At 68.6% G+C, this 26,316-nt stretch carries 30 protein-coding genes; 14 read left to right on the top strand and 16 right to left on the bottom strand.

Translation table 11 applies throughout. The annotated features are described in order from the left end of the window. The first annotated feature begins 5 nt into the window (after positions 1-5). Entirely contained in the window at positions 6-911 is a 906-nt protein-coding gene (locus A5705_RS03070; RefSeq protein ID WP_067873975.1) for a haloalkane dehalogenase, read from the top strand. Positions 912-931: 20 nt separating this feature from the next. On the opposite strand, the gene A5705_RS26915 is transcribed toward A5705_RS03070, so the two are convergent. Beyond that, positions 932-1,069 carry a hypothetical protein gene (locus A5705_RS26915; protein WP_369803289.1) on the bottom strand — a complete coding sequence of 46 codons (138 nt, stop codon included), beginning with the start codon at positions 1,067-1,069 and terminating at the stop codon, positions 932-934. A gap of 10 nt (positions 1,070-1,079) precedes the next feature. Between A5705_RS26915 and A5705_RS03075 the strand changes: the two genes are divergently transcribed. Further along, on the top strand, positions 1,080-1,526 hold the full coding sequence (locus A5705_RS03075) for a hypothetical protein (protein ID WP_067873972.1): 447 nt from the start codon (positions 1,080-1,082) through the stop codon (positions 1,524-1,526). 10 nt (positions 1,527-1,536) lie between these two features. On the opposite strand, the gene A5705_RS03080 is transcribed toward A5705_RS03075, so the two are convergent. Continuing rightward, a complete protein-coding gene (locus A5705_RS03080) occupies positions 1,537-2,283 on the bottom strand; it encodes a 3'(2'),5'-bisphosphate nucleotidase CysQ (protein ID WP_068275431.1) in 747 nt (248 codons plus the stop codon). A 121-nt stretch (positions 2,284-2,404) separates the two neighbouring features. On the opposite strand from A5705_RS03080, the gene A5705_RS03085 reads away from it, so the two are divergent. After that, complete coding sequence (locus A5705_RS03085) at positions 2,405-3,022, top strand: hypothetical protein (protein ID WP_369803288.1); 618 nt, start codon at positions 2,405-2,407, stop codon at positions 3,020-3,022. A gap of 124 nt (positions 3,023-3,146) precedes the next feature. Here the strand turns inward: A5705_RS03085 and A5705_RS03090 are convergent, their stop codons facing one another. Beyond that, complete coding sequence (locus A5705_RS03090; RefSeq protein ID WP_067873966.1) at positions 3,147-4,322, bottom strand: thiolase family protein; 1,176 nt, start codon at positions 4,320-4,322, stop codon at positions 3,147-3,149. Positions 4,323-4,421: 99 nt separating this feature from the next. On the opposite strand from A5705_RS03090, the gene A5705_RS03095 reads away from it, so the two are divergent. Beyond that, entirely contained in the window at positions 4,422-4,805 is a 384-nt protein-coding gene (locus A5705_RS03095) for a hypothetical protein (protein WP_068275307.1), read from the top strand. Positions 4,806-5,008: 203 nt separating this feature from the next. Here A5705_RS03095 and A5705_RS03100 read toward each other — a convergent pair whose 3' ends face one another. The 3 genes from A5705_RS03100 to A5705_RS03110 form a co-directional block, all read right to left on the bottom strand. Then, complete coding sequence (locus tag A5705_RS03100) at positions 5,009-5,341, bottom strand: hypothetical protein (RefSeq protein ID WP_067873960.1); 333 nt, start codon at positions 5,339-5,341, stop codon at positions 5,009-5,011. Positions 5,342-5,450: 109 nt separating this feature from the next. Continuing rightward, positions 5,451-6,038 (bottom strand): TIGR03086 family metal-binding protein, encoded by a 588-nt coding sequence (locus A5705_RS03105; RefSeq protein WP_067873957.1) that lies wholly within the window; start codon positions 6,036-6,038, stop codon positions 5,451-5,453. Between the two features lie 13 nt (positions 6,039-6,051). Then, positions 6,052-6,561, bottom strand: coding sequence for a hypothetical protein (locus A5705_RS03110; RefSeq protein WP_156738241.1), 510 nt, complete (start codon positions 6,559-6,561; stop codon positions 6,052-6,054). A gap of 104 nt (positions 6,562-6,665) precedes the next feature. Between A5705_RS03110 and A5705_RS03115 the strand changes: the two genes are divergently transcribed. Then, complete coding sequence (locus tag A5705_RS03115; protein WP_067873954.1) at positions 6,666-7,553, top strand: DMT family transporter; 888 nt, start codon at positions 6,666-6,668, stop codon at positions 7,551-7,553. Here A5705_RS03115 and A5705_RS03120 read toward each other — a convergent pair. Beyond that, positions 7,524-7,883, bottom strand: coding sequence for a VOC family protein (locus A5705_RS03120; RefSeq protein WP_082956274.1), 360 nt, complete (start codon positions 7,881-7,883; stop codon positions 7,524-7,526). The two genes, A5705_RS03115 and A5705_RS03120, sit on opposite strands and share 30 nt — an antisense overlap. A 247-nt stretch (positions 7,884-8,130) precedes the next feature. On the opposite strand from A5705_RS03120, the gene A5705_RS03125 reads away from it, so the two are divergent. The 4 genes from A5705_RS03125 (at position 8,131) to A5705_RS03140 (ending at position 13,623) form a co-directional block, all read left to right on the top strand. Next, positions 8,131-9,462, top strand: coding sequence for a magnesium transporter MgtE N-terminal domain-containing protein (locus tag A5705_RS03125; protein WP_067873951.1), 1,332 nt, complete (start codon positions 8,131-8,133; stop codon positions 9,460-9,462). Continuing rightward, entirely contained in the window at positions 9,459-11,105 is a 1,647-nt protein-coding gene (locus A5705_RS03130; protein WP_068275310.1) for an Nramp family divalent metal transporter, read from the top strand. Before A5705_RS03125 ends, A5705_RS03130 begins: the two co-directional genes overlap by 4 nt. Positions 11,106-11,302: 197 nt before the next feature. Then, positions 11,303-12,610 (top strand): PP2C family protein-serine/threonine phosphatase, encoded by a 1,308-nt coding sequence (locus tag A5705_RS03135; protein WP_082956267.1) that lies wholly within the window; start codon positions 11,303-11,305, stop codon positions 12,608-12,610. After that, positions 12,607-13,623, top strand: a complete 1,017-nt coding sequence (locus A5705_RS03140) for a B12-binding domain-containing protein (protein WP_369829589.1) — start codon at positions 12,607-12,609, stop codon at positions 13,621-13,623. The genes A5705_RS03135 and A5705_RS03140 overlap by 4 nt, the downstream gene beginning before the upstream one ends. A gap of 9 nt (positions 13,624-13,632) precedes the next feature. Here A5705_RS03140 and A5705_RS03145 read toward each other — a convergent pair whose 3' ends face one another. Continuing rightward, on the bottom strand, positions 13,633-14,934 hold the full coding sequence (locus A5705_RS03145) for an MFS transporter (RefSeq protein WP_068275315.1): 1,302 nt from the start codon (positions 14,932-14,934) through the stop codon (positions 13,633-13,635). Positions 14,935-15,030: 96 nt separating this feature from the next. Between A5705_RS03145 and A5705_RS03150 the strand changes: the two genes are divergently transcribed. Continuing rightward, positions 15,031-15,750 carry a GntR family transcriptional regulator gene (locus A5705_RS03150; protein WP_068275318.1) on the top strand — a complete coding sequence of 240 codons (720 nt, stop codon included), beginning with the start codon at positions 15,031-15,033 and terminating at the stop codon, positions 15,748-15,750. A 27-nt stretch (positions 15,751-15,777) separates the two neighbouring features. Here A5705_RS03150 and A5705_RS03155 read toward each other — a convergent pair whose 3' ends face one another. Both A5705_RS03155 and htpG read right to left on the bottom strand, forming a co-directional pair. Further along, entirely contained in the window at positions 15,778-16,011 is a 234-nt protein-coding gene (locus A5705_RS03155; RefSeq protein ID WP_067873940.1) for a hypothetical protein, read from the bottom strand. An 89-nt stretch (positions 16,012-16,100) separates the two neighbouring features. After that, a complete protein-coding gene (gene htpG / locus A5705_RS03160; protein WP_068275321.1) occupies positions 16,101-18,044 on the bottom strand; it encodes a molecular chaperone HtpG in 1,944 nt (647 codons plus the stop codon). 92 nt (positions 18,045-18,136) lie between these two features. On the opposite strand from htpG, the gene A5705_RS03165 reads away from it, so the two are divergent. Continuing rightward, a complete protein-coding gene (locus A5705_RS03165) occupies positions 18,137-18,769 on the top strand; it encodes a TIGR03085 family metal-binding protein (protein ID WP_068275324.1) in 633 nt (210 codons plus the stop codon). An 8-nt stretch (positions 18,770-18,777) separates the two neighbouring features. Here A5705_RS03165 and A5705_RS03170 read toward each other — a convergent pair whose 3' ends face one another. From A5705_RS03170 to A5705_RS03180, 3 genes are all read right to left on the bottom strand, one after another. Then, positions 18,778-20,328, bottom strand: coding sequence for a class I adenylate-forming enzyme family protein (locus A5705_RS03170; RefSeq protein ID WP_068275327.1), 1,551 nt, complete (start codon positions 20,326-20,328; stop codon positions 18,778-18,780). After that, positions 20,325-21,119 carry a thioesterase family protein gene (locus tag A5705_RS03175; protein ID WP_068275440.1) on the bottom strand — a complete coding sequence of 265 codons (795 nt, stop codon included), beginning with the start codon at positions 21,117-21,119 and terminating at the stop codon, positions 20,325-20,327. The genes A5705_RS03170 and A5705_RS03175 overlap by 4 nt, the downstream gene beginning before the upstream one ends. A 132-nt stretch (positions 21,120-21,251) precedes the next feature. Next, positions 21,252-21,965, bottom strand: a complete 714-nt coding sequence (locus A5705_RS03180; RefSeq protein WP_067874432.1) for a VIT family protein — start codon at positions 21,963-21,965, stop codon at positions 21,252-21,254. 209 nt (positions 21,966-22,174) lie between these two features. Here A5705_RS03180 and A5705_RS26920 point away from each other — a divergent pair, with 209 nt between their 5' ends. Then, a complete protein-coding gene (locus A5705_RS26920; RefSeq protein ID WP_082956269.1) occupies positions 22,175-22,795 on the top strand; it encodes a chitin-binding protein in 621 nt (206 codons plus the stop codon). A gap of 66 nt (positions 22,796-22,861) precedes the next feature. Here A5705_RS26920 and A5705_RS03190 read toward each other — a convergent pair whose 3' ends face one another. After that, the gene (locus A5705_RS03190; RefSeq protein WP_067873927.1) at positions 22,862-23,782 is read right to left on the bottom strand and encodes a TIGR03619 family F420-dependent LLM class oxidoreductase; all 921 of its coding nucleotides are present in this window, start codon (positions 23,780-23,782) and stop codon (positions 22,862-22,864) included. Between the two features lie 65 nt (positions 23,783-23,847). Here A5705_RS03190 and A5705_RS03195 point away from each other — a divergent pair, with 65 nt between their 5' ends. Further along, positions 23,848-24,168 (top strand): helix-turn-helix transcriptional regulator, encoded by a 321-nt coding sequence (locus A5705_RS03195; RefSeq protein ID WP_067873924.1) that lies wholly within the window; start codon positions 23,848-23,850, stop codon positions 24,166-24,168. Next, on the top strand, positions 24,116-24,655 hold the full coding sequence (locus A5705_RS03200; protein ID WP_068275331.1) for a hypothetical protein: 540 nt from the start codon (positions 24,116-24,118) through the stop codon (positions 24,653-24,655). Before A5705_RS03195 ends, A5705_RS03200 begins: the two co-directional genes overlap by 53 nt. On the opposite strand, the gene A5705_RS03205 is transcribed toward A5705_RS03200, so the two are convergent. Beyond that, positions 24,652-25,287, bottom strand: a complete 636-nt coding sequence (locus A5705_RS03205; RefSeq protein WP_068275334.1) for a class I SAM-dependent methyltransferase — start codon at positions 25,285-25,287, stop codon at positions 24,652-24,654. The two genes, A5705_RS03200 and A5705_RS03205, sit on opposite strands and share 4 nt — an antisense overlap. Further along, positions 25,284-26,216 carry an SAM-dependent methyltransferase gene (locus A5705_RS03210; protein ID WP_068275344.1) on the bottom strand — a complete coding sequence of 311 codons (933 nt, stop codon included), beginning with the start codon at positions 26,214-26,216 and terminating at the stop codon, positions 25,284-25,286. Before A5705_RS03210 ends, A5705_RS03205 begins: the two co-directional genes overlap by 4 nt. Positions 26,217-26,316: the final 100 nt, after the last annotated feature.

Genomic DNA, 26,316 nt, shown 5'->3' on the forward strand with positions numbered 1-26,316 from the left:
CGAATATGGATGTGCTGCGAACCCCAGACTCCCGATTCGAAAACCTGGAGGGCTATCCGTTCGTAGCGAATTACGTCGACGTGGCCGCGAGCGACACCCGGCCGCTGCGCATGCACTTCCTCGATGAGGGACCGGCCGACGGGCCGCCGATCGTGCTGCTGCACGGCGAGCCCACCTGGAGCTACCTGTACCGCACGATGATTCCGCCGCTGGCCGACGCCGGGAACCGCGTGCTGGCGCCCGACCTCATCGGCTTCGGTCGCTCCGACAAGCCCGGCCGGATCGAGGATTACACCTACCAGCGGCACGTCGAGTGGGCGACCGCCTGGTTCGAGCGCCTCAACCTCAAGGACGTCACGCTGTTCGTGCAGGACTGGGGTGCGCTCATCGGTCTGCGCATCGCCGCCGAGCAGGGTGACCGGATCGCGCGGCTGGTGGTGGCCAACGGCTTCCTGCCCACGGCGGAGCGGCCGACGCCGCCCGCCTTTTACGCCTGGCGCGCCTTCGCCCGCTACTCCCCCGTGCTTCCCGCCGGGCGCATCGTCGCCGCGGGGACCGTCCGCCACGTGGCGTCCAAAGTGCGGGCGGGCTACGACGCCCCCTTTCCCGACAAGACCTACCAGGCGGGCGCCCGCGCGTTCCCTCAGCTGGTGCCCACGTCGCCGCATGATCCGGCGATCCCGGCCAACCGGGCCGCGTGGAAGGCCCTGAGCCGCTGGGAGAAGCCCTGCCTGGCGATCTTCGGCGCGCGCGACCCCATCCTCGGGCGAGCGGACCGTCCCCTGATCGCCCACATCCCCGGCGCAGCGGGCCAGCCCCACGCGCGCATCAACGCCAGCCACTTCATCCAGGAAGACGCCGGGCCGGAACTGGCCGACCGCGTCCTGTCCTGGCAGCAGGCCCTGCGCTGAGCGTCCTTACCGGGTGCTGATCAGTCGCGAGACGCCGCGCCGAGGCGGGGGAACAGCGCCAGCGCGTTGGTGCGCTCGATCGCCGCCCGCGCGCCGGCGTCCAACCCGCGGTAGGTCTCCAGGCCGGCTCCTCTGTTGCCGCGCGCGACCGGATGCAACGATCAGCGAATGGACATGGTGACGATGGGCCTGGTGGGTACGGTCGTGGGCGCGTCGGCCATGGGCATCGCGGGCGTCGCGAGGTCCGCCGCCGACAACTTGCTTCCCGGAATGGTAGAGGGCACCAGGAGCAAGCATCAGATGAAGATGCACCTGCACTCCCAACGCTGTGACGCGATCCAGCGCTGGCGCAGCGGCTTGGCGAACGCGCGGGACGCCTACCGGCATTGGGCGTGCGGTCCCCGCGACGGCGACCCGCCCAACGTCGTCGGCGATGAATGGTTCGAGGGGTTGCGGCCGTACCTGCCGACCACCGGGGAAGCTTCCCTACTCCGCACCGCGCACGAAGTGCATTGCGACAACCCGACTCTGATGCTGCTGTCGCTGGAGATCGGACGGATCGAGAAGGAGTGGACCGAGGAGGCGAAGGGGCGCCGGCGCCGCCTACGCTCCTAGGGTCGGGTGACTACTGCGCGTCCGGCGCCGACGTGACGGCGAGGACCGCTTCGGCGAGCTCGGGACGGCACACCACGAGATCGGGCAGTTTGGGGTCCGGCTGGTTATAGGCCAACGCCGATCCGTCGATGCGGGAGGTGTGCAGGCCGGCGGCCCGGGCCACCGCGACGGGGGCGGCCGAGTCCCATTCGAACTGGCCGCCCGCGTGCACGTACACGTCGGACAGGCCCTGCACGATCGACGCGACTTTGGCTCCGGCGGAACCCATTTCGACCAGGACGCCGCCGAGCGCGTCGCGAACGGTGAGCGCGATCGCGGGTGGGCGGGTGCGGGAGACGACGATGCGGGGCCGGCCGGGCGCGGCGGGAGGCGCGTCGACGTGCGGGGTCGCCAGGGTGAGGCCCTGCGCCGGCAGCGCCACCGCACCGGCCACGAGCTCACCGGCCTGCCAGAGCGCGACGTGGACCGCCCAGTCGTCGCGCCCGAGCTCGGAGAATTCCCGCGTCCCGTCGAGCGGATCGACGATCCAGACCCGATCCGAACGCAATCGCACCGGGTCGTCGGCGCCCTCCTCGGACAGCACCGCGTCGCCGGGCCGCCCACCGCCGAGCGCCTCCATCAGGAAGTCGTGGGATCGCTTGTCCCCCGCTGCTTTTCGTTCGCCGGCGTCGGCTCCGGCGAACTCCTCCCGGACGGAAAGCAGCAGCCGCCCGGCCTCGGTGGCCAGCCGCGCCGCCAGCGCGTGATCGTCGTTCATCCGCAACTCCACGAATCGGTACTAACCTGAATAAGTTGGTAGTGTTGACCGACTTTACCCCGCCATGATTGGTGGCGCCGTCGACCCCCGGGCCCGACGTTTCTGCCATAATCTGGTGAACGTGAGCGGGGGCAACGTCACATCGTCGAGCCGGTTGCGGTTTCCGGGAGGACACCTGGGGCTGGCCGGCGCCGTCGTGGCCGTGCTGCTGGTCGGCGGGCTGGTCTTCGGCGCGGTGAAGCTGATCGGCGGCGGGCGAAGCGCGTCCCCGCAGCCCACCACCCCACCGGCCCCGCCGACCTACTTCGCCATTCCGGGCTGCTACAACCCGTCGGTCCCGCCCGTCGAGCGCCCGAAAAGGCTCAACGTGCTGGGGTGCGCGAGCGTAGCCGTTGCGCTGCAAGACATGTCGTGGACCTCCTGGGGACCACAGGGCGCCGACGGGACCGGTACCGCCGTCTTCAAGATCTGCGACCCGAACTGTGCGGCCGGGTATCAGCTCACCGACCCCGTCGTCGTGCACGCGTGGAATGCCCAGCCGCCGCGGCCGGACGCGATCTGCCAGGCCGGGCTGAAGATCTTCGCCGACCTGGTGCTGGCGTTCCCCAAGGCGGCCCCGCCACCGACCGCGCAGAAATTGAACACGCAGTACAACGGGATGCCCGCGGTGCATTACGTCAACTATTCGCCCGCCAATAACCGCGACACGCAGTTCATCGGCTACACGTTCTGCAACTGAGCGTGCCAGAGGCTAGAGCCGATGGCGGCGACCCGCTTCGCCCGGCTTCGCCGCCCTCGCGATCGCCGCTAGAGCCGATGGCGGCGACCCGCTTCGCCCGGCTTCGCCGCCCTCGCGATCGCCGCTAGACCTCGATGACGACCGCGCCGCCCTGGCCGCCGCCCGCGCACATCGCCGCCACGCCGATGCCGCCGCCGCGGCGGGCCAGCTCGTAAGTCAGGGTCGTGACCATGCGCGCGCCCGAGGCCGCGATGGGGTGGCCGAGGCTGCAGCCGCTGCCGGAGAAATTCACCTTCTCCTCGTCGATGCCGTACTCCCGGCATGCCGCGATCGGCACAGAGGCGAACGCCTCGTTGATCTCCCACAGCGCCACGTCGTCGACCGACAGCCCCGCCCGCTGCAGTACCTTCGCGATCACCTTGACGGCGCCGAGGCCGGTGTCCCTGGGCGGCACGCCCACGGCGGCCCATGCCCTGACCGTGCCCATCACGTCGAGCTTCTCGGCGACGGCGTAGTCGCGGTCGACGAGCGCGACCGCCGCGGCGGCGTCGTTGGTGCCGCTGCTGTTGCCCGCCGTGATGGAGAATCCCTCGATCTCGGGATGCAGCACCTTGAGCCCGGCGAGCTTCTCGACGGTGGTGTCCCGGCGGGGATGCTCGTCGACCGAGAACTCGGTGACCGAACCGTCGGCCTGGGTGATCTTCAGCGGGACGATCTCGTCGAGGAACTTTCCCTCATCCATCGCGGCGATGGCACGCTGATGCGACCGGGCGGCCCAGGCGTCCATCTCCTCGCGGGTGATGCCGACCGCCTGCGCGGTGTTCCACCCCACGGTGATCGACATGTCGCGGGTGGGCGCGTCGGGCGCCTCCACGTGCGTGGGCGGTAGCCATCGCTCCTCGAACTTGAGCTCGGGGCCAGGAATCCGCTGATTCATCAATGGGGTCATCGAAAGGGACTGCACGCCGCCGGCGATGAGCACCCGCTCCATCCCGGAGCCGATCTGCGCCGCGGCGTTGCCGATGGCGGTGAGGCTGCCCGCGCAGTGCCGGTTCACCGCTTGGCCCGGAATGTCCTCCAGACCCGTCGCGGCGGCGGCATACCGCGCCAAATCCCCTCCACCGTAATGCGATTCGGCGAAGATGATGTCGTCGATGGCAGACGGGTCGATGCCCGCCCTGCGCACCACCTCGGGAAGCACCGTGGTGATCAGCGTCTCGGGCGGCGTGTTGACGAGCGCCCCCTTGAAGGAGCGGCCAATCGCCGTCCTGGTGGCTCCGACGATAACGGGTGTGGCCATGTTTTACCTCGAACTGTTGGGTGCCAAGTTTACGAGAATCGCCTCAAGTGTAACGCCACGGTGCGCCCGGTATCCGGCCGGTGCCGCTAGGCTCCCGCAATGACCACCACACCCCTCGTGAAACCCGATACGACCGCATATCGAGTTGCGGCGATGCTGATGGGCATCGGCACCGTCCACTTCCTGGCGCCCAAACCGTTCGACACGATCGTTCCCGCCGAGCTGCCCGGCGACGCGCGGCTCTACACCTACGCATCCGGAGTCGCCGAGATAGTCACCGGCGCGCTCTTGGTGCCGCGGCGCACCCGACGGCAGGCCGCGCTCGCGGCCGCCCTGCTGTTCGTCGGTGTATTCCCGGCCAACGTCAACATGTGCCGGTTGTGGTGGGGCAAACCCTGGCCGATGCGCGTCGCCGCGCTGGCCCGGCTGCCGCTGCAGATCCCGATGATCACCACCGCGCTCAAGATCAGGCGCAACAGCTGAGTTTTCACATCCGCCACATCAGCCTCGGCTGTCGGAGGGGTGCTTCTTTTGTCCGCCTCAGAGCGACAAATCCCGTCATACGGCGCGACGGCCGCACATTGTCGCTCTGAAGCGGACCGACTGTGTGCCCGCGGATCCGGGGACTGCAGTGGCGGATGTGACCACCACGACGCAAAAACGCGCCAACAAGGTTGGTGCGCAGGTCAAACCGCCGTATTGCTCGACGAGCTTGCCGAATCAAGCTTCCTCCACTGAGAGCCCAGGTACGCGGCCACCAGAAGTGCGATTGCGCCCCCGACAACGCTTTTCACGAAGTCCGGGCCCCGCGACGGATAGATCCCGGTGCGCACCAGGTGAACCCGCCCGAGGACCTCGAGCAGGACGAAGACGATGCCGAGTAGGCCACCGGTTCTGTTCTTCGGCAGTAACGACAGGCCGGCGGCAACGTAGCAGGCCCCAACGGCCGAAGTACGGAAAGACGGTTTCAGCGGCTTGGACAGCAACCCCAGCCAATTGCCGGTGATGCCGACCCACACCTCGGACAGTCCCGCGAAGATGCAATACGCGGCGGCGATCCGTATTCCGGTCCGCCTTGGGGGTGTCGCGCATGTTGTTGTCCCGCCTCGGTCCATAGAACTCCCGCAGTTAGCCGCCGTCATCGACCGAGCGTCCGAGATAGGCCATCAACCGGGCCGTCGGTGTGGAACCCTCGGGCGCAATCTGCGCCGGCCCGAAGCCACCGGGCCGGCGCAACAGGTCCTGCGGCACCGACTCCACCAGCCCGCGGCACAGCGCCAGCAGGTCCCCGGGCAGCTCGACGAGCCGGCCCAGCGAGCGGTGCACGTCCCAGCTGTGCAACGCCAAGTCGGAGACGGGATAGGTCAGCGCCCGGTGCAACGGAACCTCACCCTGCGGCGACTTTCGCGCCGCGTCAAAATCGGTGCCGGGCAGCGCCTCTCGCAGCCGGGCAGCCAGCTCGCGCAGCCGTGCCGCCGGGTCGTCGGACGCCCAGTCGGCGGGCTGGGAGGGACGGTCCCAGACCTCGCCGTCCTCAACGAGCGTCACGATCTTCGCCGCGCTGCCGGTGGCGTGGCCGACCAGGTCACGCACGCTCCAGCCCTCGAGGTTGGACGGCTTGTCCCAGCTCTCCGACGGAATCTCTTCCACCGCGTCGATGAGCAGGTGCATAGCCTCGGCTGCCGAAGTGCCGATCCGCGCGGGCGTGTCGTTCATGAGTGCCAGGCAATCATCCCGCGGCCGCTTGGCTTTTCGGCGTACCGGCGCGGTGCAGCCACACGAAGTCGTTCTGTCCCGCGGCGCCCGCCAGGAAAGGCCTGACCAGCAACGGATAAGCCTTCATCGCGTCCTTGCGCGGAATCACCTCGGGCCGTTCCAGCGCGTACTGGCCACCGTTCCAGGTGAGTGTGCAGTGGCCGGCGGCCAGCACATTCTCCAACCAGTCAACGCGGGGGTAGGCGGCCGCGAGCACGAAACCATCACCGAGCGGATAGGCGCTCAGCGGCGTCACGTAGGCTCGGCCACTGCGCCGACCGACGTGGTGCAATGCGCTGAGGTTGAAATAGAGCATTCCCGGCCGGGTTCCGGCGACCTTGCGCAGATAGGGATTCAGCCGCTTGGTGGCGCGGCGCGTCCGATCGCTGATCCGCCTCACGTGCATCAGCATGCCCCAGCCGAGCAAAAGCAGATAGGCGGCCACCACGGCGCCGACGACGACAGCGGGCACCATCACCAGCATCTGCGGAAGTTTTCGGCGGGCCACGAACACCGACTTTTCGCGGCACACCGCCAACGGTCTAGGGTCGCAAGTCCCTAGGTCGATCGATCAGACGGGAGGTCCTCGTGGGCAGGACGGGTGTCGCGGCACTGCTCGCGATCGGGGCGGCGTTCATGATCGGCATCGGCGACGTCCTCGAACAGCGCTCCGCCCAGCAGGTCACCGACAAGCCGGTCGGCACCTTTGCCCTGTTCCGCCGGCTGCTGCGCGATCGGCGATGGTGGGCGGGCAGCCTGGTGGCCGCCGCGGGATTCGGTCTGCAGGCCGCGGCCCTGGGCCTCGGTTCCGTGGTTCTCGTGCAAGCACTGTCGGTGACCTCGTTGCTGTTCGCCTTGCTCATCAGCGCCAGGGTCAACCACCGCAGAATCACGCGCTGGCAAGCGATTTGGGCCACGCTGCTCGTCGCCGCCGTCGCGGTCGTGGTGACCGTCGGCAACCCGCAGGCCGGAAACCCGCGGGGCTCGGCTGAGACATGGACCGTCGTGGGCCTGGTCATGGGCCCGGCGCTGATCCTCTGTGTGATCGGCGCCCGCATGTCCTCGCCTTCGGTCAGCGCGCTGTTGCTGGGGCTGATGTCCGGCTCGCTGTGGGGTGTGTTCTCGGTGTTGACCAAGGGCGTCGTCGACCAGCTCGACCGCGGCATTCCCGCGTTGCTGCGCACGCCCGAGCTGTACGTGTGGGCGGTGCTGGCCATCGCCGCCACGGCCTGGGAGCAGTCGGCGTTCCGGGCCGGACCGCTGACCGCGTCGCTGCCCGCGGTGACCGTCGCCGAGCCCGTCGTGGGATCGGTGCTCGGCGTGGTCGTGCTGGGCGAGACGCTGAACACCAACGCGGGCAGCCTGATCGCACTCGGGTTATCCGTGGCCGTCATGGCCGCCGCGACGGTCGCGCTGGCGCACAGCCAGGCCGCCGGGGCGCCGCGGTCAGCTCAGCCGCGAACCGACGCGGAGTAGCGTGCCGTCCGGGTCGACATACGCGAATTCCCTTAAGCCATAGGGCGTGTCTTCCGGGTCGGTGAGGCGGCCGGTGAGGTTTTCCAGCGCGGCCCATTCCGCGTGGAGCGCGTCGGCGTCGCGGACGTAGAGGTAGACCATGGCGTCCGTGCTCAGCGGATCGTGCTCGGCCCATTCGGTGAGGTGAATCGACACGGCCCCACGGTCGGCGAACCCGTAGCGCTCCGGGCCCTCGTAGGCGCGGGCTTCGAATCCCAGTCTGCGGTAGCGGTCGAGTGCGACATCCAGATCCCGGACGGGAACGATCGGCGACACCGAGTCGAAATCGATTTCGCGCACACCACAGTGTGTCAGGTCTTGCCGCACATCGGATTCGCAGGGCCGCGCGATGCTGTCGTATCCCCGTGGCCACCCGGCGTTTACCTGTTCGCTGTGGTCATCCGCCGCGACGGGGGCGTATGCTCTGGCGGCCGAGCCGGTCATGTCACCATACTTGCGCCATCACCGAACCTGGTTGTAAGCCGCACCCGCACGTGGCATTCTGCGGGCGACTATCGCACAGCGTTGAGGAGGACAAGTGAGCACATCGCAGACCGCGGAGCCCCGCGGCGCGCTGCCGGTAATCCATCTCTCCGAGCTGCTGCGCGCGCCGGTCCTGGCCCGCTCCGGTGAGGCCGTGGGCCGCGTCGAGGACGTGATCGTGCGGCTGCGGGACGCCGACGACTATCCGCCCGTGACCGGGATCGTCGCCGGGGTCGGCGGGCGGCGGGTGTTCGTCGGCAGCAAGTCCATCGACGAGTTCGCGCCGGGGCGAATCGTGCTGACAAAGAACAAGGTTGACCTCCGCGGCTTCGAGCGTCGCGACGGCGAGGTGCTGTTGCGCGCCGACGTGTTGGGCCACCGGCTGATCGATGTGGCCGCCGTCGATCTGGTGCGTGCCTACGATGTCGAGCTGGAAGACACCGGCTCCGGGTGGGTGCTCGCGCGCCTGGACACCCGGCGCCCGCCGCGGCTGTTCGGCTTGATCAAGCAGTCCGGCGGGCATGCCGCCCGGGACTGGAAGGCGTTCGAACCGCTGATCGGCCACGCCCGCTCCGATGCCGTGCGGCGTCTGTCGGACCGGTTCGGCGAGTTCAAGGCCGCCGAGATCGCCGACCTCCTCGAGGAAGCCGATAAGGCCGAGGGCGGCGAAATCCTCGACCGCGTGCACAGCGACCCGGAGTTGGAAGCCGACGTGTTCGAGGAGCTGGACCCCGAAAAGGCCAGCCGCCTCCTTGACGGCATGCCCGACGACGAGGTCGCGGCGCTGCTGGGCCGGATGCGCGCCGACGACGCCGCCGACGCGATCGCCGACCTGCGCCAGTCGCGACGCCGGCGCGTGCTCGACTTGATGCCGGCCCCACAGCGCACCAAGGTGATCACGCTGATGGGGTTCAACCCCGAGAGCGCCGGCGGCCTGATGAACGTCGACTTCGTCTCGTGTGCCGCCAATGCCACCGCCGGCTCGGCGCTGGCGCTCATCGGGGCCGCCCGCGCGGTTCAGCCGGAGGCGTTGGTCAAGGTGCACATTCTCGACGCGGCCAAGCGCCTCGAGGGCGTGGTGTCGGTGATCACCCTGCTGCAGGCCGAACCCAGTGAAAGCGTTGGGGCGCTGATGGATTCGGATCCGGTGTGCGTCAGCGCCGACGCGGACCTTACCGACATCGCGCTGTTGATGGCAGACTTCAACCTCTACTCCATCCCCGTCGTCGACGAGCAGGACCGCGTGCTCGGGGTGGTCACCGTCGACGACGTCCTGGAAGAGACCATTCCCGAGGACTGGCGCCGGCGTGAACCCGCACCCCGCCCGTTCCGCGAAATCACCCAACCCGATGGCCACGGGCCCGTTTCCGGGGGTGAGACAACGTGACCCCGAGCGCCGACAAGACCGCCGAACCCGTGGCCGCGCACAGCGCGGTGCTCGACTCCGCGCACCTCGGTGACATCGAGGGCGCGTTCGGGCGCATCAAACTCAGCGAGGTCGACCATCCGCGGACGTGGAAGACGCGGCTGCTGACGCTGCTGGCGATCGTCGGTCCCGGCATTATCGTGATGGTCGGGGACAACGACGCAGGCGGGATAGCCACCTACGCCCAGGCCGGCCAGAACTACGGCTACTCGCTGCTGTGGGTGCTGCTGCTGCTCATCCCGGTGCTCATCGTCAACCAGGAAATGGTGGTCCGACTCGGCGCGGTCACCGGTGTCGGGCACGCCCGGTTGATCAACGAACGCTTCGGCCGCGGCTGGGGCTGGTTTTCCGTCGGCGACCTGTTCCTGCTCAACTTCCTGACCATCGTCACCGAGTTCATCGGCATCAGCCTGGCCGCCGATTACATCGGCATCTCCAAATATGTCGTGGTGCCTATCGCGGCGGTGGCGTTGGTCGCGATCATGGCCAGCGGCAGCTTCCGGCGCTGGGAGCGCGCGATGTTCGTCTTCATCGCCATCACCCTGTTGCAGATCCCGATGCTGCTGATGTCGCACCCGCAGTGGGCGCACGCGGCGAAGTCCTTTGTGGTTCCCAGCATCTCGGGTGGCGTGAGCTCGGATGCGGTGCTGTTGATCATCGCCATCGTCGGCACGACCGTGGCGCCCTGGCAGCTGTTCTTCCAACAGTCCAACATCGTCGACAAACGCATCACCCCGCGGTTCATGGCCTACGAACGCGCCGACACCGTCATCGGGGCCTTCGTCGTGATCGTCGGCGCGGCGGCGCTGCTGATGACCGGCGACTGGGCCGCCCGCTCCACCGACACGGTGGGTAATTTCACCGACGCCGGCGCCGTCGCCCACCTGCTCGGCCAGCACAGCGCGACCCTGGGGGCCTTCTTCGCCATCGTGCTCATGGACGCGTCGATCATCGGCGCGGCCGCGGTGACACTCGCCACCAGCTACGCCTTCGGCGACGTGTTCGGCCTCAAGCACTCGCTGCACCGCGGGTTTGCCGACGCCAAACAGTTCTACCTGTCCTACACCGCGATGGTGGTGCTGGCCGCGGCCATCGTGCTCATCCCCGGCGCCCCACTCGGGTTGATCACCACGGCGGTGCAGGCCCTCGCCGGGCTGCTGTTGCCCAGCGCCAGCGTGTTCTTGCTGCTGTTGTGCAACGACCGGGAAGTGTTGGGGCCGTGGGTGAATCGGCCCTGGCTGAACTGGGTCGCCGGGCTCATCGTGGGCACCCTGCTGCTGCTGTCGGGGATCCTGATGGCCACCACCCTGTTTCCCCACATCGACGTCGTCGCCGTCGCCGGCTACCTGGCGCTGGCGCTGATCGCGCTCGCGGCGGCCGCGGTCCCGACGCTGCGCTGGATGGCCCGCCGGCAGCCCGCGCCGCCGGCACCGAAAGAGCCGGCGCGTCCCGTCGACCGCGACACCTGGCGGATGCCACCACTGACCCTGCTCGAGCCGGTCACCTGGTCCCCCGGCACCCGGCTCGGCATGATCGCCCTGCGCAGTTACCTGGTCGTCGGCGCGCTATTGCTCGTGGTCAAGGCCGTCCAGCTCAGCCACTAGCACGCGAGCCGAGTGGCGCCACCGGCGCCGGTATGCGTAGATTGGCTATCAGGTTGAGTTCGCAGCCTCAGATGCGCCACCGGAAGTTCCCGCGGGTTTCCTCCCGAACGCGGCATCGTTCCCATTCCCCGCCGCCGTGCGACCCCCTCGCAACGACGCAAACGATCGACGCCCGTCAGGGCGGGAAATGTGGTGCAATGCGCGTGCAACAAGCCCCTGCCGGCAAGGCGATCACCGACGTCAGCCCGTCACAAGCCCTGTCGGTTCGCGACGGTGACCAGCTGGTCGAGAAGGTTGCCCATGGGCTCGCCGGATCGCTCAACCTGCGCCGCACGGCCCTGCGACTGCTGACGATGATCCGCCCGCAACTCGCCGACTGGTCCGTGGTTATCTTGCCGGACGCCCAGACCGGGGGCCTGTTGCTCGTCGGTGGCGACGACGCCGGGTTCCATGCCCTCGTCTCCCAGCGCTCCGTCGACCCACAAGGGCTGGGCCGCGTCTTGCGGACCGGGCGGGCCGAGCTCGTCCACGTCGCCCTCGGCGCCGACGCCGAGGGCAGCCTGGCGACCATGATCCCGCACCCGCGGCTGGTGCAAGAGGCCGCGACGTTGCGGCCCGCCGACGTGCTCGGTGTCGGGCTCACCGCGCGGGGCACGACGTTCGGCGCACTCGTCATGGTGCGGGGCGGCGGGCGATGCCCCTTCGAGGACGAGCTCGCCGTCATCCGGCGCGTCGCGGAACGGGCCGCGCTGGCGTTGGATACCGCGCGCCTGTACGAGGAACGCGCCAGGGTCGCCGCGGTGTTGCAGGACAGCCTGCGTCCGCCCGCCCTGCCCCGGATCGATGGTGTTCGCCTGGCGGCCCGCTACCGCCCGGCGGCCGAACAGCTCGACATCGGCGGCGACTTCTACGACGCGCACGGCGATGACGGGGACTGGCTGCTGTGCCTGGGTGACGTGTGCGGCAAGGGCGTCGAGGCGGCGGCCCTGAACGGACGGGCCCGCCAAAGCGTCCGCACCGCAGCGCATTTCGACCGCCGTCCCGAGGCGGTCCTGGGCGCGTTGAACGCCGTGTTGTGCGACGAAGCCACCGCGCAATTCGTCACGGTGGTGTGCGCCCGGATGCGGCGCGCCGCCGACGGTGGCCTGCGGGTGGATCTCGCTTCGGCCGGCCACCCGAAGCCGATCGTGCTGCGCGCCGACGGCCGGGTGGAACAGGTCGACGTGGGCGGCACCGCGGCGGGCATGGTGGCGCGGCTCGCGTACGAACCGGTGACCATCCGGTTGGACCGCGACGACACGATGCTGATGTTCACCGACGGCATCGACGAGGCGTTCGGCGCCGACGGGCAGTACGGCGTCGATCGGCTGATCGACCTGCTGCCCCCGTACGCCGGCGCGGGCCCGGAAGTGCTGTGCGAAGTCGTCGAGCAGCAGGTCCTCGAACACCTCGACGGCCGCGCCCACGACGACATGGCACTGCTCGCCGTGACATGCGGCAGTTGAGCCTCCCGGCCGATCCGCTGCGGGATTACGACCGCGCGCTCGGCAGGGGCGATGCCACCGCCATCACCGAGCTGGTGCACGACATGCTGGCCGCCGGGGTTGACCCGGTGTCGGTGCTCACCGACGTCATCGCCGCCGCCCAGCGCGAGGTCGGCAGCCGCTGGCAGCGCGGCGAATGGACGGTGGCACAAGAGCACGCCGCGACCGCGATGGCTGTCTCGGCGACCTCCGTCGTCGAGGAGCACGTGCAACGCGTTCCCGTCACGAAGGGCAGCGTCGTCGTCGCCTGCGCGGAACGCGAATGGCACGCACTGCCCGCGATGATCATCCACTGCGCGCTGCGGGCTTCGGGCTGGGACACCACCCTGCTGGGAGCGTCGACAAACCCGCTTCGGCTCAATCAGCACCTTCAAGACTTCGGGCCCGATGCCGTCGCGGTCAGCTGCTCGGTGCTCGGGTCGCTGCCAACCTGCCGCCGGTTCATCGAGGCGAGCACAGCGGTCGGCGTGCCGATCCTGGTGGGCGGTCCCGCCTTTGGCGACGACGACGTGCGCGCCCGCGCCCTGGGCGCCACCGCGTGGGCGCCGGACGCGCCGGGTGCCATCGCCGCGATAGGGCGCTTGCCGGCCGTCGTGGAACCGGCCGCGCCGTTGCCCGACGCCGCGGCCGCCGAACAAGCCGCACTCGAGGAGGATCACCGCCACCTGGTCGCCCTGTTGAGCGAGCGATGGTCACTCGTCGCCGCGGTGACCACGCCCGAGGCCGACGTCATGCACAGCGTCATGGACATCGCCGACGACGCCTTGCACCAGATCCTGCACGCCGTCTCGGCGGCCCTGCTGACCGGCGATCACCGTCCAATCCCGGAGACCGCAGCCTGGATCGCCGACCTCGTCCGCAGCCGCAACGGCGACGACATGATGCTCAGCGAACTGGCCGGCGTGTTGGGCGTCGTGCTGCGCGAGTACCCACACGCCAGCCGGCTGATCGCCGAGCACTTTGCCGCAGGCTAGCCGCGAAACCTATTGGGGCAGCGCCTCACCCCGGGTCTCGGGAGCCAGCGGGATGACGAACAGCCCGATGACGAAGGCCACGGCCGTCAGCGCTACGGGCAACCCCAGGGTATGGGTGCGCAGGACCGCCGCGCCGAGCAGGAAGTTCACGCCCGCGCCGACGAAGCGGCCGAACGAGGTGCAGAACGCGAACGCCGTTGCGCGGACGCGCGTCTCGAACTGCTCGGGTAACCACAGGCTGAAGATGGCGAAGTTGCCGCCGAAGAAGCCGAGCACGAACAGCCACGCGATGAACGGCGCCAGACCGTTGGGCAGATAGAACGCCCAGCCGAAGCTGCCGGCGATCGAAATCGCCATTCCGGCAAAGTAAATCGCGAGGGTCTTTCGGCGCCCGATGCGCTCGGACAGCACCGGCACGACAAGACACCCCAGGATGGTGCCGATGGACAACAGGCCCGTGGCCCAGGACGCGGTTCTGGTTGCGTCGCCCTTGCCGAAGCCCGCGTGCTGCGCCAACTGAATCACGGCCGTCGGTTCGTAGACCGCGCCCGCCCACAGGCCCACGATCGCAATCGTCAGCAGCGCGCAGGCCACCCAGGTGCGGCGCCGGTAGCGCGGACCGAGGATCTCGCGCAACGGCTTCACCCGGACCGCGGGATCGGCCTCGAGCTTCTCCCACTTCTCGGTCTCCTGCACCCGGGTCAAGATCAGGATCGCGACGACGATCGGCACCGCACCCGTCAGAAACATTGCGCGCCAGCCGAATTGCACGCCGACGGTGTAATTCAGGGCCGCCGCCAGAAAGAATCCGGCGTAGTAACCGGTCTGCAGATAGCCCGCGCCCATCTTGCGCCGGTCCTCGGGCCATGCCTCGGCCACGTAGGTGCCCGCCAGCGCCCACTCGCCGCCGATGCCGACACCCGCGATGAAGCGGAAGATCGCCAACTGCCACACGTTTTGCGCCGCGGCGGAAAGCCCGGTGAAGATCGCGAATGTGAAGATGGTCGCGGCCAGCACCTTGGTCCGGCCGAAGCGGTCGGCGATCGGCCCCCAGATGAACGACAGGCCCCAGCCGACCAGGAACAGCGCGAACAGGATCGATCCCGCAAGACCGACATTCGTCGAGGTCGCCGCAAAACCCGAACGCGGCAGCAGTTCGGTCAGTGCCGGGGCGAGCACGAGCGCGTAGATGAACGAATCCATCCCGTCGAGCGTCCAACCCGTCCACGCGCCCCAGAATCCGGCGATCTGAGAGCGATTGAGCGGTGTGCGGCGTCGGGCGACACCGGCCCGTTCCGTTGTCGAAGTCATTCGGCGCCTCCGTTGGTACGGTCAACCGACCGCCGGGATTCGAGCAGGCGCGCGGGCTTTGCGGCCGCTGCGCGTCACATTGTATATAATATAGTGATGAGCGTAACAGGTCCGTCCGCCCCGGACAAAGCCCTCGGCGCACTCCCCGCGGCGCTTTCGATCGCCGAGCGGGGCAGCACCCCGCGGCTGATCGCCAACGCGCTGCGCGCCGCGATCGTCGACGGCACCCTCGCCCCCGGCGCGCCGCTTCGCCAAGACGCCATCGCCCGGCATTTCTCGGTCAGCGCCATCCCGGTGCGCGAAGCCCTGCGCCAACTCGAAAGCGAAGGCTGGGCCAGGGTCGAGATGAACAAGGGTGCCACCGTGGCACCGCTGTCGGCCGATGAGGCGCGCGAAGTCTATGAGATGCGCGCCGCGCTCGAGAGTCTCGCCATCGGACTGGCGATACCGGCCCACACGCCGGCCTCGCTGCGCCGAGCCGAAACATTGTGCGAGGCGGCCTCCGCCGAAACCGAGCCGTCACTGTACGTCGCGCGCAACGAGGCCTTTCACACGAGCCTCTACGAACCCGCCGACCGACCGCAACTTCTCGCGATGATCGCGCTGCTCCACGAGCGCGGCGAACGCTACCTCCGGCTCAAGTTCGGTCTGCCGTCCTACAAGGGACAGTCCGACCGGGAACACGCGGCGCTGCTCAGCGCGGTGCGCCGGCGCGACGTCGCGAACGCGCAAGCGCTGGTGAGCAGGCATCTACTCGACACCGGGGAACTGCTTTACCGCGTCCTGTCCGAGGACGCGAACGGGTTTGGGAAATAGACGATTTGATGCGGGCCCGCCGGCCGCCTAGCGCGGATCACGCGGGCGCGCCACCGACGCCGGTCGGCGGCTCGGAACGGCGGTGAACCCCTCGGTGTCGTCGAAGAACGCCCACTGCCCGTCGTCGTCGACCTCCATCCGCCAGCCCAGCTCGGAACTGGCGATGGAGCCGCTGAACCACGCGTGCGCGTCCTCCGCGTTGTCAAAGTTCCTTGTCGCCACGATCTCGCCATGTGGGTCGACAATTCGAAACGTGGCCATGGAATGTGATTATCCCGCGTACCGCGTTTTCAATCACGTGTGTGTTTGCTGTGACCATGGTGAACATTGAGTAACCGGACGCGCTCCGCTCACATGGTGCGAGCCAGCCGGTCCGCCAGCAGCTCGGCGAACCGCGCCGGATCCTCGAGCGCGCCGCCTTCCGCGAGAAGCGCCGTGCCGTAGAGCAGCTCGGCGGTCTCCGCGGCCAGGGTGCGGGCCGCGTCGTCGTCCGCGTTCTTGTGGGCGTCCCGCAGGCCGGTGACGAGCGGATGATTCGGGTTGAGTTCGAGGATGCGCTTGCCGATCGGCACGTCCTGCCCGGACGCCCGGTAGAGGCGCGCGAGCGCCGGCGTGATCCCGAAAGCGTCGGTGATCAGGCAGGCCGGCGACTCGGTCAGGCGCGTCGACAGGCGCACTTCCTTGACATGGTCGCTCAACGTCTCGGTCAGCCAGGCCAGCAGGTCGGCGAACTCCTTCTGCTGCTCCTCGCGCTCGGCGCCGCTCTGCTCCTCCTCGGAGTCGAGGTCGACCTCGCCCTTGGCCACCGACTGCAGCGGTTTGCCGTCGAACTCGGTCACGGTGCCGACCCACACCTCGTCGACGGGGTCGGTGAGCAGCAGGACCTCATACCCCTTGGCCTTGAAGGCCTCGAGGTGCGGCGACTTGAGCAGCTGCTGCCGGGTCTCGCCGGTGGCATAAAAGATCTGCTGCTGCCCGTCCTTCATCCGCTCGACGTACTCGGCCAGTGTGGTCGGTTCCTCCTCGCTGTGCGTCGAGGCGAACGACGCCACGCGCAGCAGGGCGTCCTGGTTGTCGAAGTCCGACAGCAGCCCTTCCTTGAGGACTCTGCCGAACTGGGTCCAGAAGGTGCGGTAGTCGTCCGGCCGCTCGGACTGCAGGTCTTTGATGGTGGACAGGACCTTCTTGGTCAGCCGGCGACGGATCGCCTTGATCTGCCGGTCCTGCTGCAGGATTTCGCGAGACACGTTGAGCGACAAGTCCTGCGCGTCGACGACGCCCTTGACGAAGCGCAGGTACTCGGGCATCAATTCTTCGCAGTCGCCCATGATGAACACCCGCTTGACGTACAGCTGAACCCCGGTTTTGGCGTCGCGGTTGAACAAGTCGAACGGGGCGTGGGAGGGGATGAACAGCAGGGCCTGGTACTCGAACGTGCCCTCGGCCTTCATCGCGATCACCTCGAGCGGGTCGTCCCAGGCGTGCGCGATGTGCTTGTAGAACTCCTTGTACTCCTCCTCGGAGACCTCGTCTTTGGGCCGGGCCCACAGGGCCTGCATCGAGTTGAGCGTCTCGGTCTCGACGGTGACGGTCTCCTCGCCGCCCTCCTCAGTTGCCGGCGTGCGTTTCTCGACCTCCATCCGGATGGGCCAGGCGATGAAGTCGGAGTACCTCTTGACCAGATTGCGGATCTTCCACTCCGCGGTGTAGTCGTGCAGTTCGTCCTCGGCGTCCTCGGGCTTGAGGTGCAAGGTCACCGACGTTCCCTGGGGGGCGTGCTCGACGGATTCGATGGTGTAGGTGCCCTGGCCGCTGGACTCCCACCGGGTGGCTTCGCTCTCGCCGGCCTTGCGGGTCAGCAGCTCGACCTTGTCGGCGACCATGAAGCTCGAGTAGAAGCCGATGCCGAACTGGCCGATGAGCTCCTCCGAGGCCCCGGCGTCCTTGGCGTTCTTGGCCTCCCTGAGCTGCTGGCGCAGCTCGGCGGTGCCGGACTTGGCCAGCGTGCCGATCAGGTCCACAACCTCGTCGCGGGTCATCCCGATGCCGTTGTCGCGAACGGTCAGGGTGCGCGCGTTCTTGTCGACGTCGATCTCGATGTGCAGATCTGAGGTGTCGACATCGAGGTCCTTGTTGCGGAAAGCTTCCAGTCGCAGCTTGTCCAGCGCGTCGGAGGCGTTCGAGATCAACTCCCGCAGGAACGAGTCCTTGTTGGAGTAGACGGAGTGAACCATCAGATCCAGGAGCTGGCGAGCCTCTGCCTGAAACTCCAACTGCTCGACGCGTGCGTTCATGGCCTTCCCTACATTCGGCGTCCCGACATGACGTTTCAAATTTACCGAGATCCGCGTCGCCCACGCGCAGGGGCTGGCCCTACCCTGAACGCATGACCGTTGCACAACGCGAACGCGCCGCCCTCGTCGACACCCTGCGAGCCGTCGGGCCGGATGCGCCTACGCTGTGCGAAGGTTGGAAGACCCGAGACCTGGCCGCTCACCTGGTGATTCGCGAGTACCGGCCCGACGCCGCTCCGGGCATCCTGATCTCGTTTTTCGCTTCCCACACCGCCAAGCTGCAGGACGAGGTGGCGGGGCAGACGGAGTGGGATGAGCTGGTCGACAAGGTCGCGTCCGGCCCTCCGGTCTACTCCCCGTTCAAGCTGCTCGACCCGGTGGCCAACGTCGCGGAGATGTTCATCCACCACGAGGACGTCCGCCGCGCGCAACCGGACTGGGAGCCGCGGGTGCTCGAACAGGGGCTGTGCAGGGCGCTGCGCCGCACGCTGTCGCTGATGGCACGCATGACGCTGGCCAAGGTGCCCGGCCGGGTCGCCCTGCGCATCCCGGAGGGCAAGACGGTGCTGACCGCGGGGTCCGGCAAATTCGATGGCACGACGGTGGTCGTGACCGGTGCACCCGAGGAGCTGCTGCTGTTCTCCGTTGGCCGGGAGGCGCGGGTGGAGTTCGACGGCGATGCCGCGGCGGTGCAGGCGGTCCGCGACGCGCCGAAGGGGTTGTAGTCAGCGGTTCAGCCGAAGGCCGCGCGCAGGTCTTTCTTGATCACCTTGCCGAATTGGTTGCGCGGCAGCGCGTCGACGATCACCAGTCGCTCGGGGTGTTTGTAGCGGCTCAGTCCTTGCGAACGGCAGTGCTGCACAAGGGAATCCAGCGAGACGCCATCGCCCGATGCGGGCACCACGACGGCGCACACGCGCTCGCCGGTGCGCGGGTCGGGCACCCCGATGACCGCGACGTCGGCGACCGCGGGGTGGGTGGCCAGCGCGTTCTCCACCTCGAGGGCCGAGACGTTCTCGGCGTTGCGGATGATCGCATCCTTGATCCGGCCCGTGACGCGGACGTTGCCGTCCGCGTCGACCATCCCGAGATCACCGGTGCGCAGCCAGCCGTCCGCGTCGAACGCGTCGGCGTCCAGGGCGCCGTCGGCGTAGCCGAGGAAGCATTGGGGTCCCTTGAGCCGGAGCTCGCCCTCCTGCCCCGCGGCCAGCTCGATTTCCCCGTCGCCGACCACTCGAACGCTGACCCCGGGACCCGGCGAGCCAACGGTGTGGTCGAGCACCTCCGGCGCCGCGGTCAGCGAAGGTGAGGTGGCCACCGGGAATTCGGTGAGCCCCCACGCGTTCGCGATGCCGGGCAGGCCGAGGGTTTCGCGGACCTGGCGCCCCAGCTCGGCGGTGATGGGCGCGCCGCCGGCCAGGCCGCCGCGCGCGTAGGGGAACAGCGGCTCGTCCCCGTGGTTCTGCTGGGCCTCGAGGAACGCCACGAAGAACGGTGTCGCCATGCCGAGGAACGTGGGGTTGTGCGCCGCCATGGCCAGCGGCGTGGTGGCCGGGTCGAACACCTCGAACAGCGCCAACCGCATGCCCGTCAACAGTGCGGCGGCCAGCATCACGGCGCCACCGATGTGGGCGATGGGAAAGGCGACGGGATCCACGTCGCTATCCGTGATTCCGATCTTGTTCACCAAGCCCACCGCGGGGGCCATCACCGACGCGTCGGTGTGGCGGATCCCTTTGGGCGACGAGGTGGTCCCCGACGAGTAGTAGATCCATCGAGCGTCCCCTGTGGGGTCCGGCGGCGGCCGCAAGGAATCGGCATCGGCGCGGGGCAGCCGAATCTCACCGGTCGCCGGCGGGGTGGCCAGATCGACGGTGATGACCTCGAAGCTCCGCCCCGCAGACAGCGACCGCGCCAGCCCACCGTAATCGAATTCGTGCCAAAACTCCGGCACCACAAGGAATTCCGACGAGAGCTGCGCGGTGATGAAGCCGACCTCGTGCTCGCGCAGGATCGGAATGATCGGGTTTTGCACCGCGCCAAGGCGCGCCAGCGCCGCCATCACGATGGTGGCCTCGAGCGTGGTCGGCAGCTGCCATGACACGACGGTTCCCGCGCCGATCCCCCGGCCGGCGAACGCGGCGGCCGTCGCGCACGCTGCGTCGTGGAACTGGCGCGCCGTCAAGCTGCGTCCATGGTCGTCGGCGAGCAGCGCCCGGTTCGACCCCCGCCGCGCCGCGTCGGCGATCAGACCCCAGTAGCCGGCGTCGCTGCCGACCGTCATCCGGCCGGCGGCTCGGCGATCGGACGGAACCCGGAGTGCGCGATCGCGACGGACACGGCACTGCCGATCGGGCCCGTCCGGTCGACCAGCACGGCCGCGCCGCTGGCTACGCCGTCGTGGCTGTGGTGGGTGAGCGAGGCCAGCCCGATGTATGGCCCGTCCGGCAGCCGGGTCAGCGTGAGGGTGTAGTCGACGTTGATGAACTGCAAACCGTTCGTGCCCCAATTGGCGAGCGACGCCGTGATGTCGGCGCCCATCGCCGCGCGGGTGAAGGCGCCGAGCGGTTCGCCGTCGATGAGCGGGCGCGTCTCCTGCAGCCAGGTGTATTTGGGTCCGCGGCGGTCCGCCCAGTCGCGGTCGGGGTTCTGAATTCCGGTGCCCCAACCGTAAGTCCGCATGAACAGCGACGGTTGCGCGCCGTCGTCGATGGGCAGCGGGGGCATCTGGACCGGCGGGGACCACACGTCCCCCTCGGGCTGCGGGCCGCGCCGCAGGAACAGCGCACTCCCCCGCGCGACGGGGACACCGCCCTGGGTGAGAACGGCCTCGACGAGCCGCAATCGCCGGCGATCGTGGCGCACCTGCGTGTGCACTTCGATCGGTTCGAGGGCGACCGGTGCGGGAAGGTCGACGGTCAGGCGCGCGGGCTGGAATGCGGGGTCGTCGACGGCGCGTTCGGCCGCCCGGCCCAAGAGGCCGCCCACCACGTGGCCGCTGAGTGACGGACCCCAGCCGCCGCGCGCGATTTCGGTTGGCACGAAACGGTTTTCGTCGCGCAGGAAGTATGGCATCGGCGCGGCCGGATCAACGTCGTTCGGCAGGGTCTTCGTTTCGGTCAATGCACGACTCTTTCGGGTCAGAACGGCAACGGTAAATATTACAGTTCCCGTTCCAGTCCCGACGCCCGGCGTCGACCGGGCCGGTCAGGCGATCGCGGCCCCCACCACGTGGCCGATCACATACGTGACCGCCAGGGCGAGCCCGCCGCCGATGACGTTGCGGAGCACGGCCCGGCCCGGCGGCGCACCGCCCAGTCCCGCCGACACCGCGCCGGTGAGCACCAGGGCCAGGAGCACGGCGACGACCGTGGCCGGGATCCGCCAGGCCGCCGGGGGCGCCAGGATCACGATCAACGGCAGCAAGGCGCCCACCGTGAACGACAGGGCCGAGGACAGCGCCGCCTGCCAGGGGTTGGTCAGGTCCTCGGGATCGATACCGAGCTCGATCTCGGCGTGCGCGAGGAACGGATTGTGGTCGGTGAGCTCCTCGGCCACGGTGCGCGCGGTCGCCGCCGACAGGCCCTTGCCTTCGTACAGCGTGGCCAGCTCGTCCAACTCCGCCGCCGGATCGTCGCGCAACTCCTGAAGTTCCTTGGTCAACAGCGCCTGCTCGGTGTCCCGCTGGGTGCTGACGGAGACGTATTCACCGAGCGCCATCGACACGGCCCCGGCGGCCAGCCCGGCGATTCCGGCGGTCAGGATGGGGCCGCGGTCCACCGTCGCCGCCGCGACGCCCACGACGATGCCCGCGGTGGACACGATGCCGTCGTTGGCGCCCAGGACTCCGGCGCGCAGCCAATTCAGCTTCGACGAGACCGATCCCACGTGGGGTTCGGCCGGGTGGGAGGTAGCCGACACGACCGCCACGATATACGTCAAAACCGCTTCCTACCAGCAAATATAGGCTAGCCAAAGCGAGCGCAGGCTTGCCTTATTCGGCGTTTTTCGGCGCCGCCGCGTCCCCAAAAGTTGCACATGGGGTCGTCACAGCGGATCCATAGACGCGCTATCTAGCGTGTGGATTGTTGGGGGGTTCTAGGAACTCACTTCTAGACAGGTGAAGGACTATGAAATTAAAGCAATTCATCGCGGGGGGAACGATCGCCGGCGCTCTGGGTGCCGCCGCGTTGGGCATGGGTGCCGGTTCGGCGTTCGCCGCTCCGGGTCCGCAGCCGCCGGCCCCGGGTAACCACGGCGCCCCGGCGCCCGCGGACCACCGCCCGGCCGGACCGAACGATCCGGGCGGCCCGGGTGGGCCTCCGGGCGGCCCGGGCGGGCCCGGCAATCCTGGTGGGCCTCCGGGCGGACCCGGTCACCCCGGCGGTCCCGGTGGACCCCCGCCCGACCATCCCGGCGGCCCCGGTGGGCCCGGCGGTCCGGGCGGACCGCCGCCCGACCGTCCGGGCGACGACCATCCCGGCGGCCCCGGCGGTCCCGGTGGGCCCGGCGGACCGTGGCATGGCGATCCGCAGCGCGGCTACTTCCACGGTGCCCCGTGGGGCGACGGACCCGGACCTTGGGGATACGGTCCGCCGCCGCGGCCGGCCTGGGACAGGCCCCTTCCGCCCCCGGGCGGGCCATGGGGTTACGGCCCGATCAACTACTACGGGTACAACGAGACGCCCGTTTGGGATCCCGGATTCAACCAGTGGGGCTTCTGGTTCTTCGGGGTCTGGATCCCGCTGTAACAAGCCAATCCACGCGGTACCCGCCTTGCCGTCCGGTGAGGCGGGTATCCGCGGGGTCCGTTAGGGTCAAGCCACTTCGGGCTTGATCTCCTCGATCACCCAGTCGGCGTAGTCGAGGTATTCGTCGATCCCGCGCACGGCGGGGACGGGCACCGCGCTGAAGGTAACCCCTTGCTCGGCAAGCTGATTCAGGGTGTCGATGAGCTCTTGGGCGCTCCTGCCGGGGCGTGCGTGCGGATCCTTGACCACGCGGTGGCCCTCACCGACGCGGTTGGTACCCAGCCCGTGCATGATTTCGAAAGGCCGCCCGTCGTAGCCGGGTTGGCTTTTGAGGAATTGGACACGTTCGGCGATCTTGTCCGGTGGGGTCAAAAACGGCCACCAGCCCGAGGCGAATCGCGCCGCGCGCTTGAGGGCGGCATCGGCGTCGCCTCCGACCCAGACCGGAAGGTGGGGTTTCTGAACGGGTTTGGGTTCGAATGCCATGTCGCGGAAGGAGACGTATCTGCCCTCGAAACGGGGCGATTCGCTGGTCCACAGTTCGATGATCGCCGCGAGATATTCGTCGGCGATGCGGCCGCGCTCGTGGAACGGTACCCCGAGGAAGTCGAATTCGCGTTCCAGCCAACCGATTCCGAAGGTGACCATCATGCGCCCGCTGCTCATCCAGTCGGCGGTCGCCAGCGCTTTGGCGACCACGATCGGATGCTGCAGCGGCAGCACCGTGACGCACGAATTCAGCCGGATCTTCTCGGTGGCTCCCGCGATGTAGGCCTGCGCGACGGTGGAATGGAGGTAATGCGGACCGGACAGCTCGACGTGGTCGGTGGGGATGACGAAATGCTCGGGGATCGCGATCATGTCGTAGCCCATCGCCTCGGCGCGCTTGACCATTCGGGTTTGGTCAGCGCCCGTGACGTCGGCTTCCCACGGCTGGGTGATTGCCTTGAGGCGCAGCATGTGCGGTAGGGGGAAGGCGAATTTCACTCCCGCATTCTGGCCGTCCCAGTGGGCACCGGCAATAGTATAGCATTTCTGCTATATTACTGGACATGACGTCCTACGGTGGCGACCTGGTCCGTGAGGCGCGCCGGCGCGCGGGTCTCACACAGGCCGAATTGGCGATCCGCGCTGCTACAACGCAGTCGGCCGTCGCCCGCTGGGAGTCCGGCCGCACCGCCATCAGTCTCGATGACGTTCGTAGATTGGTGCGCTTGTGCGGCTTCGACCTAGAGCTGATGCTGGTGCCGCGCGACGACAGCGATACGGCGCAGGCGACTCGGCTTGCGGACCTGAGCGGCCAGGAGCGCATGGATCGACATGCCCGGGTGGCGCGGCAGCTCGCTGCACTGCGGCAGGCCGGAGGGGACTGACATCGAACTCGACCTACCCCGCATCCTCGAGATTCTGCGCCGGCACAAGGTCGCTTACGTTCTCATCGGCGGCCTCGCCGCGGTCTACCACGGGTCGCCTTTTCCGACAGAGGATGCCGACATCACCCCCGAATTGGGCCGGCGAAACCTCGACAGACTCGCTGCCGCGCTGCGTGAGCTCAACGCACGGATCCGTACCGACTCCGAACCAAGCGGCCTGCCGTTCTCCTGTGACGGCGAAACGTTGGCCGCCGCTGAAACCTGGAACCTCACCACCGACGCCGGTGATCTCGATGTAAGCTTCAAGCCTTCTGGCACAGGCGGATACCGCGACCTGCGCCGCGACGCGGCCCAGGTCGAGCTCTATGGAGTCAGCGTGCGCATCGCCTCACTCAGCGACGTGATCCGGTCGAAGCAGGCAGCCAACCGACCAAAGGACCAGCGAACGTTGCCGACCCTTCGGGAGATCCTCGCCCGACGAGGCTAACTCTTGGTGCCGACGGTGATCAGGTCGGACACGATTCGGGCCCAGACCGGCCGCGGAATGCGGTGCTGATCGGTGACGGCGAACCCGGCGCCTTCGAACAAGCTCCGCATCTCGGCCGGCGACGCGTTGTGCTGCGGTTTCCACCGATTGGTCGCGGGCGCCTGCAGGAGCGGTTGCCGGGTGCTCAGGGCCGAGACCGCCACCAGGCCGCCGGGCGCCAGCACCCGGTGGAATTCCCGCAGGGCCGCCGGCTGGTCGAAGAAGTGAAACGCCGAGGTCGTGACGACGGCGTCGAGCGCCCCGTCGTCGAACGGCAGCTGCTCGGCCGGGCCGCGCATCCACTGCACCCGATCGGACCTGGCGCGGGCCTGGGCGAGCATGCCGTCGGACATGTCGACGCCGTAGATCTCGTCGGGATGCAGTTCGCGCTCGATCCGGTCGCTGAGAATACCGGTGCCGCAGGCGATGTCAGCGATCTTGCGGGCGTTGTGGGAGCGCAGTTGCGCGATCACCTCGTCGTGGGGCGGCCGGTAGACCCACTGCTGCAAGAACGGGAGATCGTAGGCCGGGGCGAGGAAGCTCCACATCCGGGTGACCGCGTCGTTGAGACCGCGGCGCTGCGCTGCCGTCATCCGCCCAGTATGGAGGTGTAGTAAATCGCGTCGGCCACCGACACCGGGTCGTTGGTCTGGGGGATGGCTGCAAGGCCGCCCTCGGCCAGCAGCTGACTCATCGGGGTGCCGACCGTGCGCCATCCCAGGCCCTGCAGGTAGGCCTCCACATCGTTGCGCTCACCCTCAAAACCCAGGTCGGCGAACTCGAGATCGAGGCCGTGCTCCCGCCACTTGACGGCGGCCCTGCGCATCATCTCTTGCGCTCGCCCGCGGTCGGGGTCCGGCAGGTCGGGCACGGCCTCGCAGGCCAGCCGACTGCCGTCGGCGCTGAGCCCGGTGATGTTGTCCAGCAAGCGGTCTTGCGCTTCCGGCGGCAGATAACCGAACAGGCCCTCGGCGATCCAGGCGGTGCGCCGCTGCGGGTCGAAACCCGCCTCGCACAGGGCGTTCGGCCAGTCCTGCCGCAAATCGATTGCAACGGTGCGCAAGTCGGCTCGCGGGGCGGCGCCCAGATCGGCCATGGTCGCCGCCTTGAACTCGACGACCTCTGGCTGGTCGATTTCGAACAGGGTCAGGTCGGTCGGCCAGGCCAAGCGGTAGGCGCGCGCGTCGAGGCCCGACGCCAGGATCACGGCCTGCCGGATTCCGGCGTCGATCGCGCCCTGGAAGAACGAGTCGAAGAAGCGGGTGCGCGCGGTCATCGCGTCGGGCATGTGCCCGAGCTTCCAGCCGGACTCATGGTCGTCGACGTCGGCGGCGTCGAGGTCTCCGCTGACCCAACGCGTGAAGAAGTCCACGCCGACCGCGCGAACGAGCGGTTCGGCGAACCGGTCCTCGATCAACGGGTTGTCGGCCTTGGTGGCGATCGCCCGGGCCGCCGCGACCATCGTGGCCGTCACGCCCACGCTGGTGGCCAAGTCCCAGGTGTCGTTGTCTGTGCGTGGCATGCGCCTGCTCTCTGGTGTCGAATCCAAGCTTTACTTAGCCAGTATAACGACTGCTGGAGACGCGGTTGCGCGGCTTCCCGCCGGCGCAACAGTGTGCGCT

It is taken from the genome of Mycobacterium sp. E787, assembly GCF_001668725.1.
Taxonomy (GTDB): domain Bacteria; phylum Actinomycetota; class Actinomycetes; order Mycobacteriales; family Mycobacteriaceae; genus Mycobacterium.

What these genes read in the sequence shown, in the direction of transcription:
- A5705_RS03070 (WP_067873975.1), top strand. Translation starts at nt 6, where the DNA reads ATGGATGTGCTGCGAACCCCAGACTCCCGATTCGAAAACCTGGAGGGC.
- A5705_RS03075 (WP_067873972.1), top strand. Translation starts at nt 1,080, where the DNA reads ATGGACATGGTGACGATGGGCCTGGTGGGTACGGTCGTGGGCGCGTCG.
- A5705_RS03080 (WP_068275431.1), bottom strand. Translation starts at nt 2,283, where the DNA reads ATGAACGACGATCACGCGCTGGCGGCGCGGCTGGCCACCGAGGCCGGG.
- A5705_RS03090 (WP_067873966.1), bottom strand. Translation starts at nt 4,322, where the DNA reads ATGGCCACACCCGTTATCGTCGGAGCCACCAGGACGGCGATTGGCCGC.
- A5705_RS03095 (WP_068275307.1), top strand. Translation starts at nt 4,422, where the DNA reads ATGACCACCACACCCCTCGTGAAACCCGATACGACCGCATATCGAGTT.
- A5705_RS03105 (WP_067873957.1), bottom strand. Translation starts at nt 6,038, where the DNA reads ATGAACGACACGCCCGCGCGGATCGGCACTTCGGCAGCCGAGGCTATG.
- A5705_RS03110 (WP_156738241.1), bottom strand. Translation starts at nt 6,561, where the DNA reads ATGCTGGTGATGGTGCCCGCTGTCGTCGTCGGCGCCGTGGTGGCCGCC.
- A5705_RS03135 (WP_082956267.1), top strand. Translation starts at nt 11,303, where the DNA reads ATGCGCGTGCAACAAGCCCCTGCCGGCAAGGCGATCACCGACGTCAGC.
- A5705_RS03145 (WP_068275315.1), bottom strand. Translation starts at nt 14,934, where the DNA reads ATGACTTCGACAACGGAACGGGCCGGTGTCGCCCGACGCCGCACACCG.
- A5705_RS03150 (WP_068275318.1), top strand. Translation starts at nt 15,031, where the DNA reads ATGAGCGTAACAGGTCCGTCCGCCCCGGACAAAGCCCTCGGCGCACTC.
- A5705_RS03155 (WP_067873940.1), bottom strand. Translation starts at nt 16,011, where the DNA reads ATGGCCACGTTTCGAATTGTCGACCCACATGGCGAGATCGTGGCGACA.
- htpG (WP_068275321.1), bottom strand. Translation starts at nt 18,044, where the DNA reads ATGAACGCACGCGTCGAGCAGTTGGAGTTTCAGGCAGAGGCTCGCCAG.
- A5705_RS03165 (WP_068275324.1), top strand. Translation starts at nt 18,137, where the DNA reads ATGACCGTTGCACAACGCGAACGCGCCGCCCTCGTCGACACCCTGCGA.
- A5705_RS03170 (WP_068275327.1), bottom strand. Translation starts at nt 20,328, where the DNA reads ATGACGGTCGGCAGCGACGCCGGCTACTGGGGTCTGATCGCCGACGCG.
- A5705_RS03175 (WP_068275440.1), bottom strand. Translation starts at nt 21,119, where the DNA reads ATGCCATACTTCCTGCGCGACGAAAACCGTTTCGTGCCAACCGAAATC.
- A5705_RS26920 (WP_082956269.1), top strand. Translation starts at nt 22,175, where the DNA reads ATGAAATTAAAGCAATTCATCGCGGGGGGAACGATCGCCGGCGCTCTG.
- A5705_RS03195 (WP_067873924.1), top strand. Translation starts at nt 23,848, where the DNA reads ATGACGTCCTACGGTGGCGACCTGGTCCGTGAGGCGCGCCGGCGCGCG.
- A5705_RS03200 (WP_068275331.1), top strand. Translation starts at nt 24,116, where the DNA reads ATGCCCGGGTGGCGCGGCAGCTCGCTGCACTGCGGCAGGCCGGAGGGG.
- A5705_RS03205 (WP_068275334.1), bottom strand. Translation starts at nt 25,287, where the DNA reads ATGACGGCAGCGCAGCGCCGCGGTCTCAACGACGCGGTCACCCGGATG.
- A5705_RS03210 (WP_068275344.1), bottom strand. Translation starts at nt 26,216, where the DNA reads ATGCCACGCACAGACAACGACACCTGGGACTTGGCCACCAGCGTGGGC.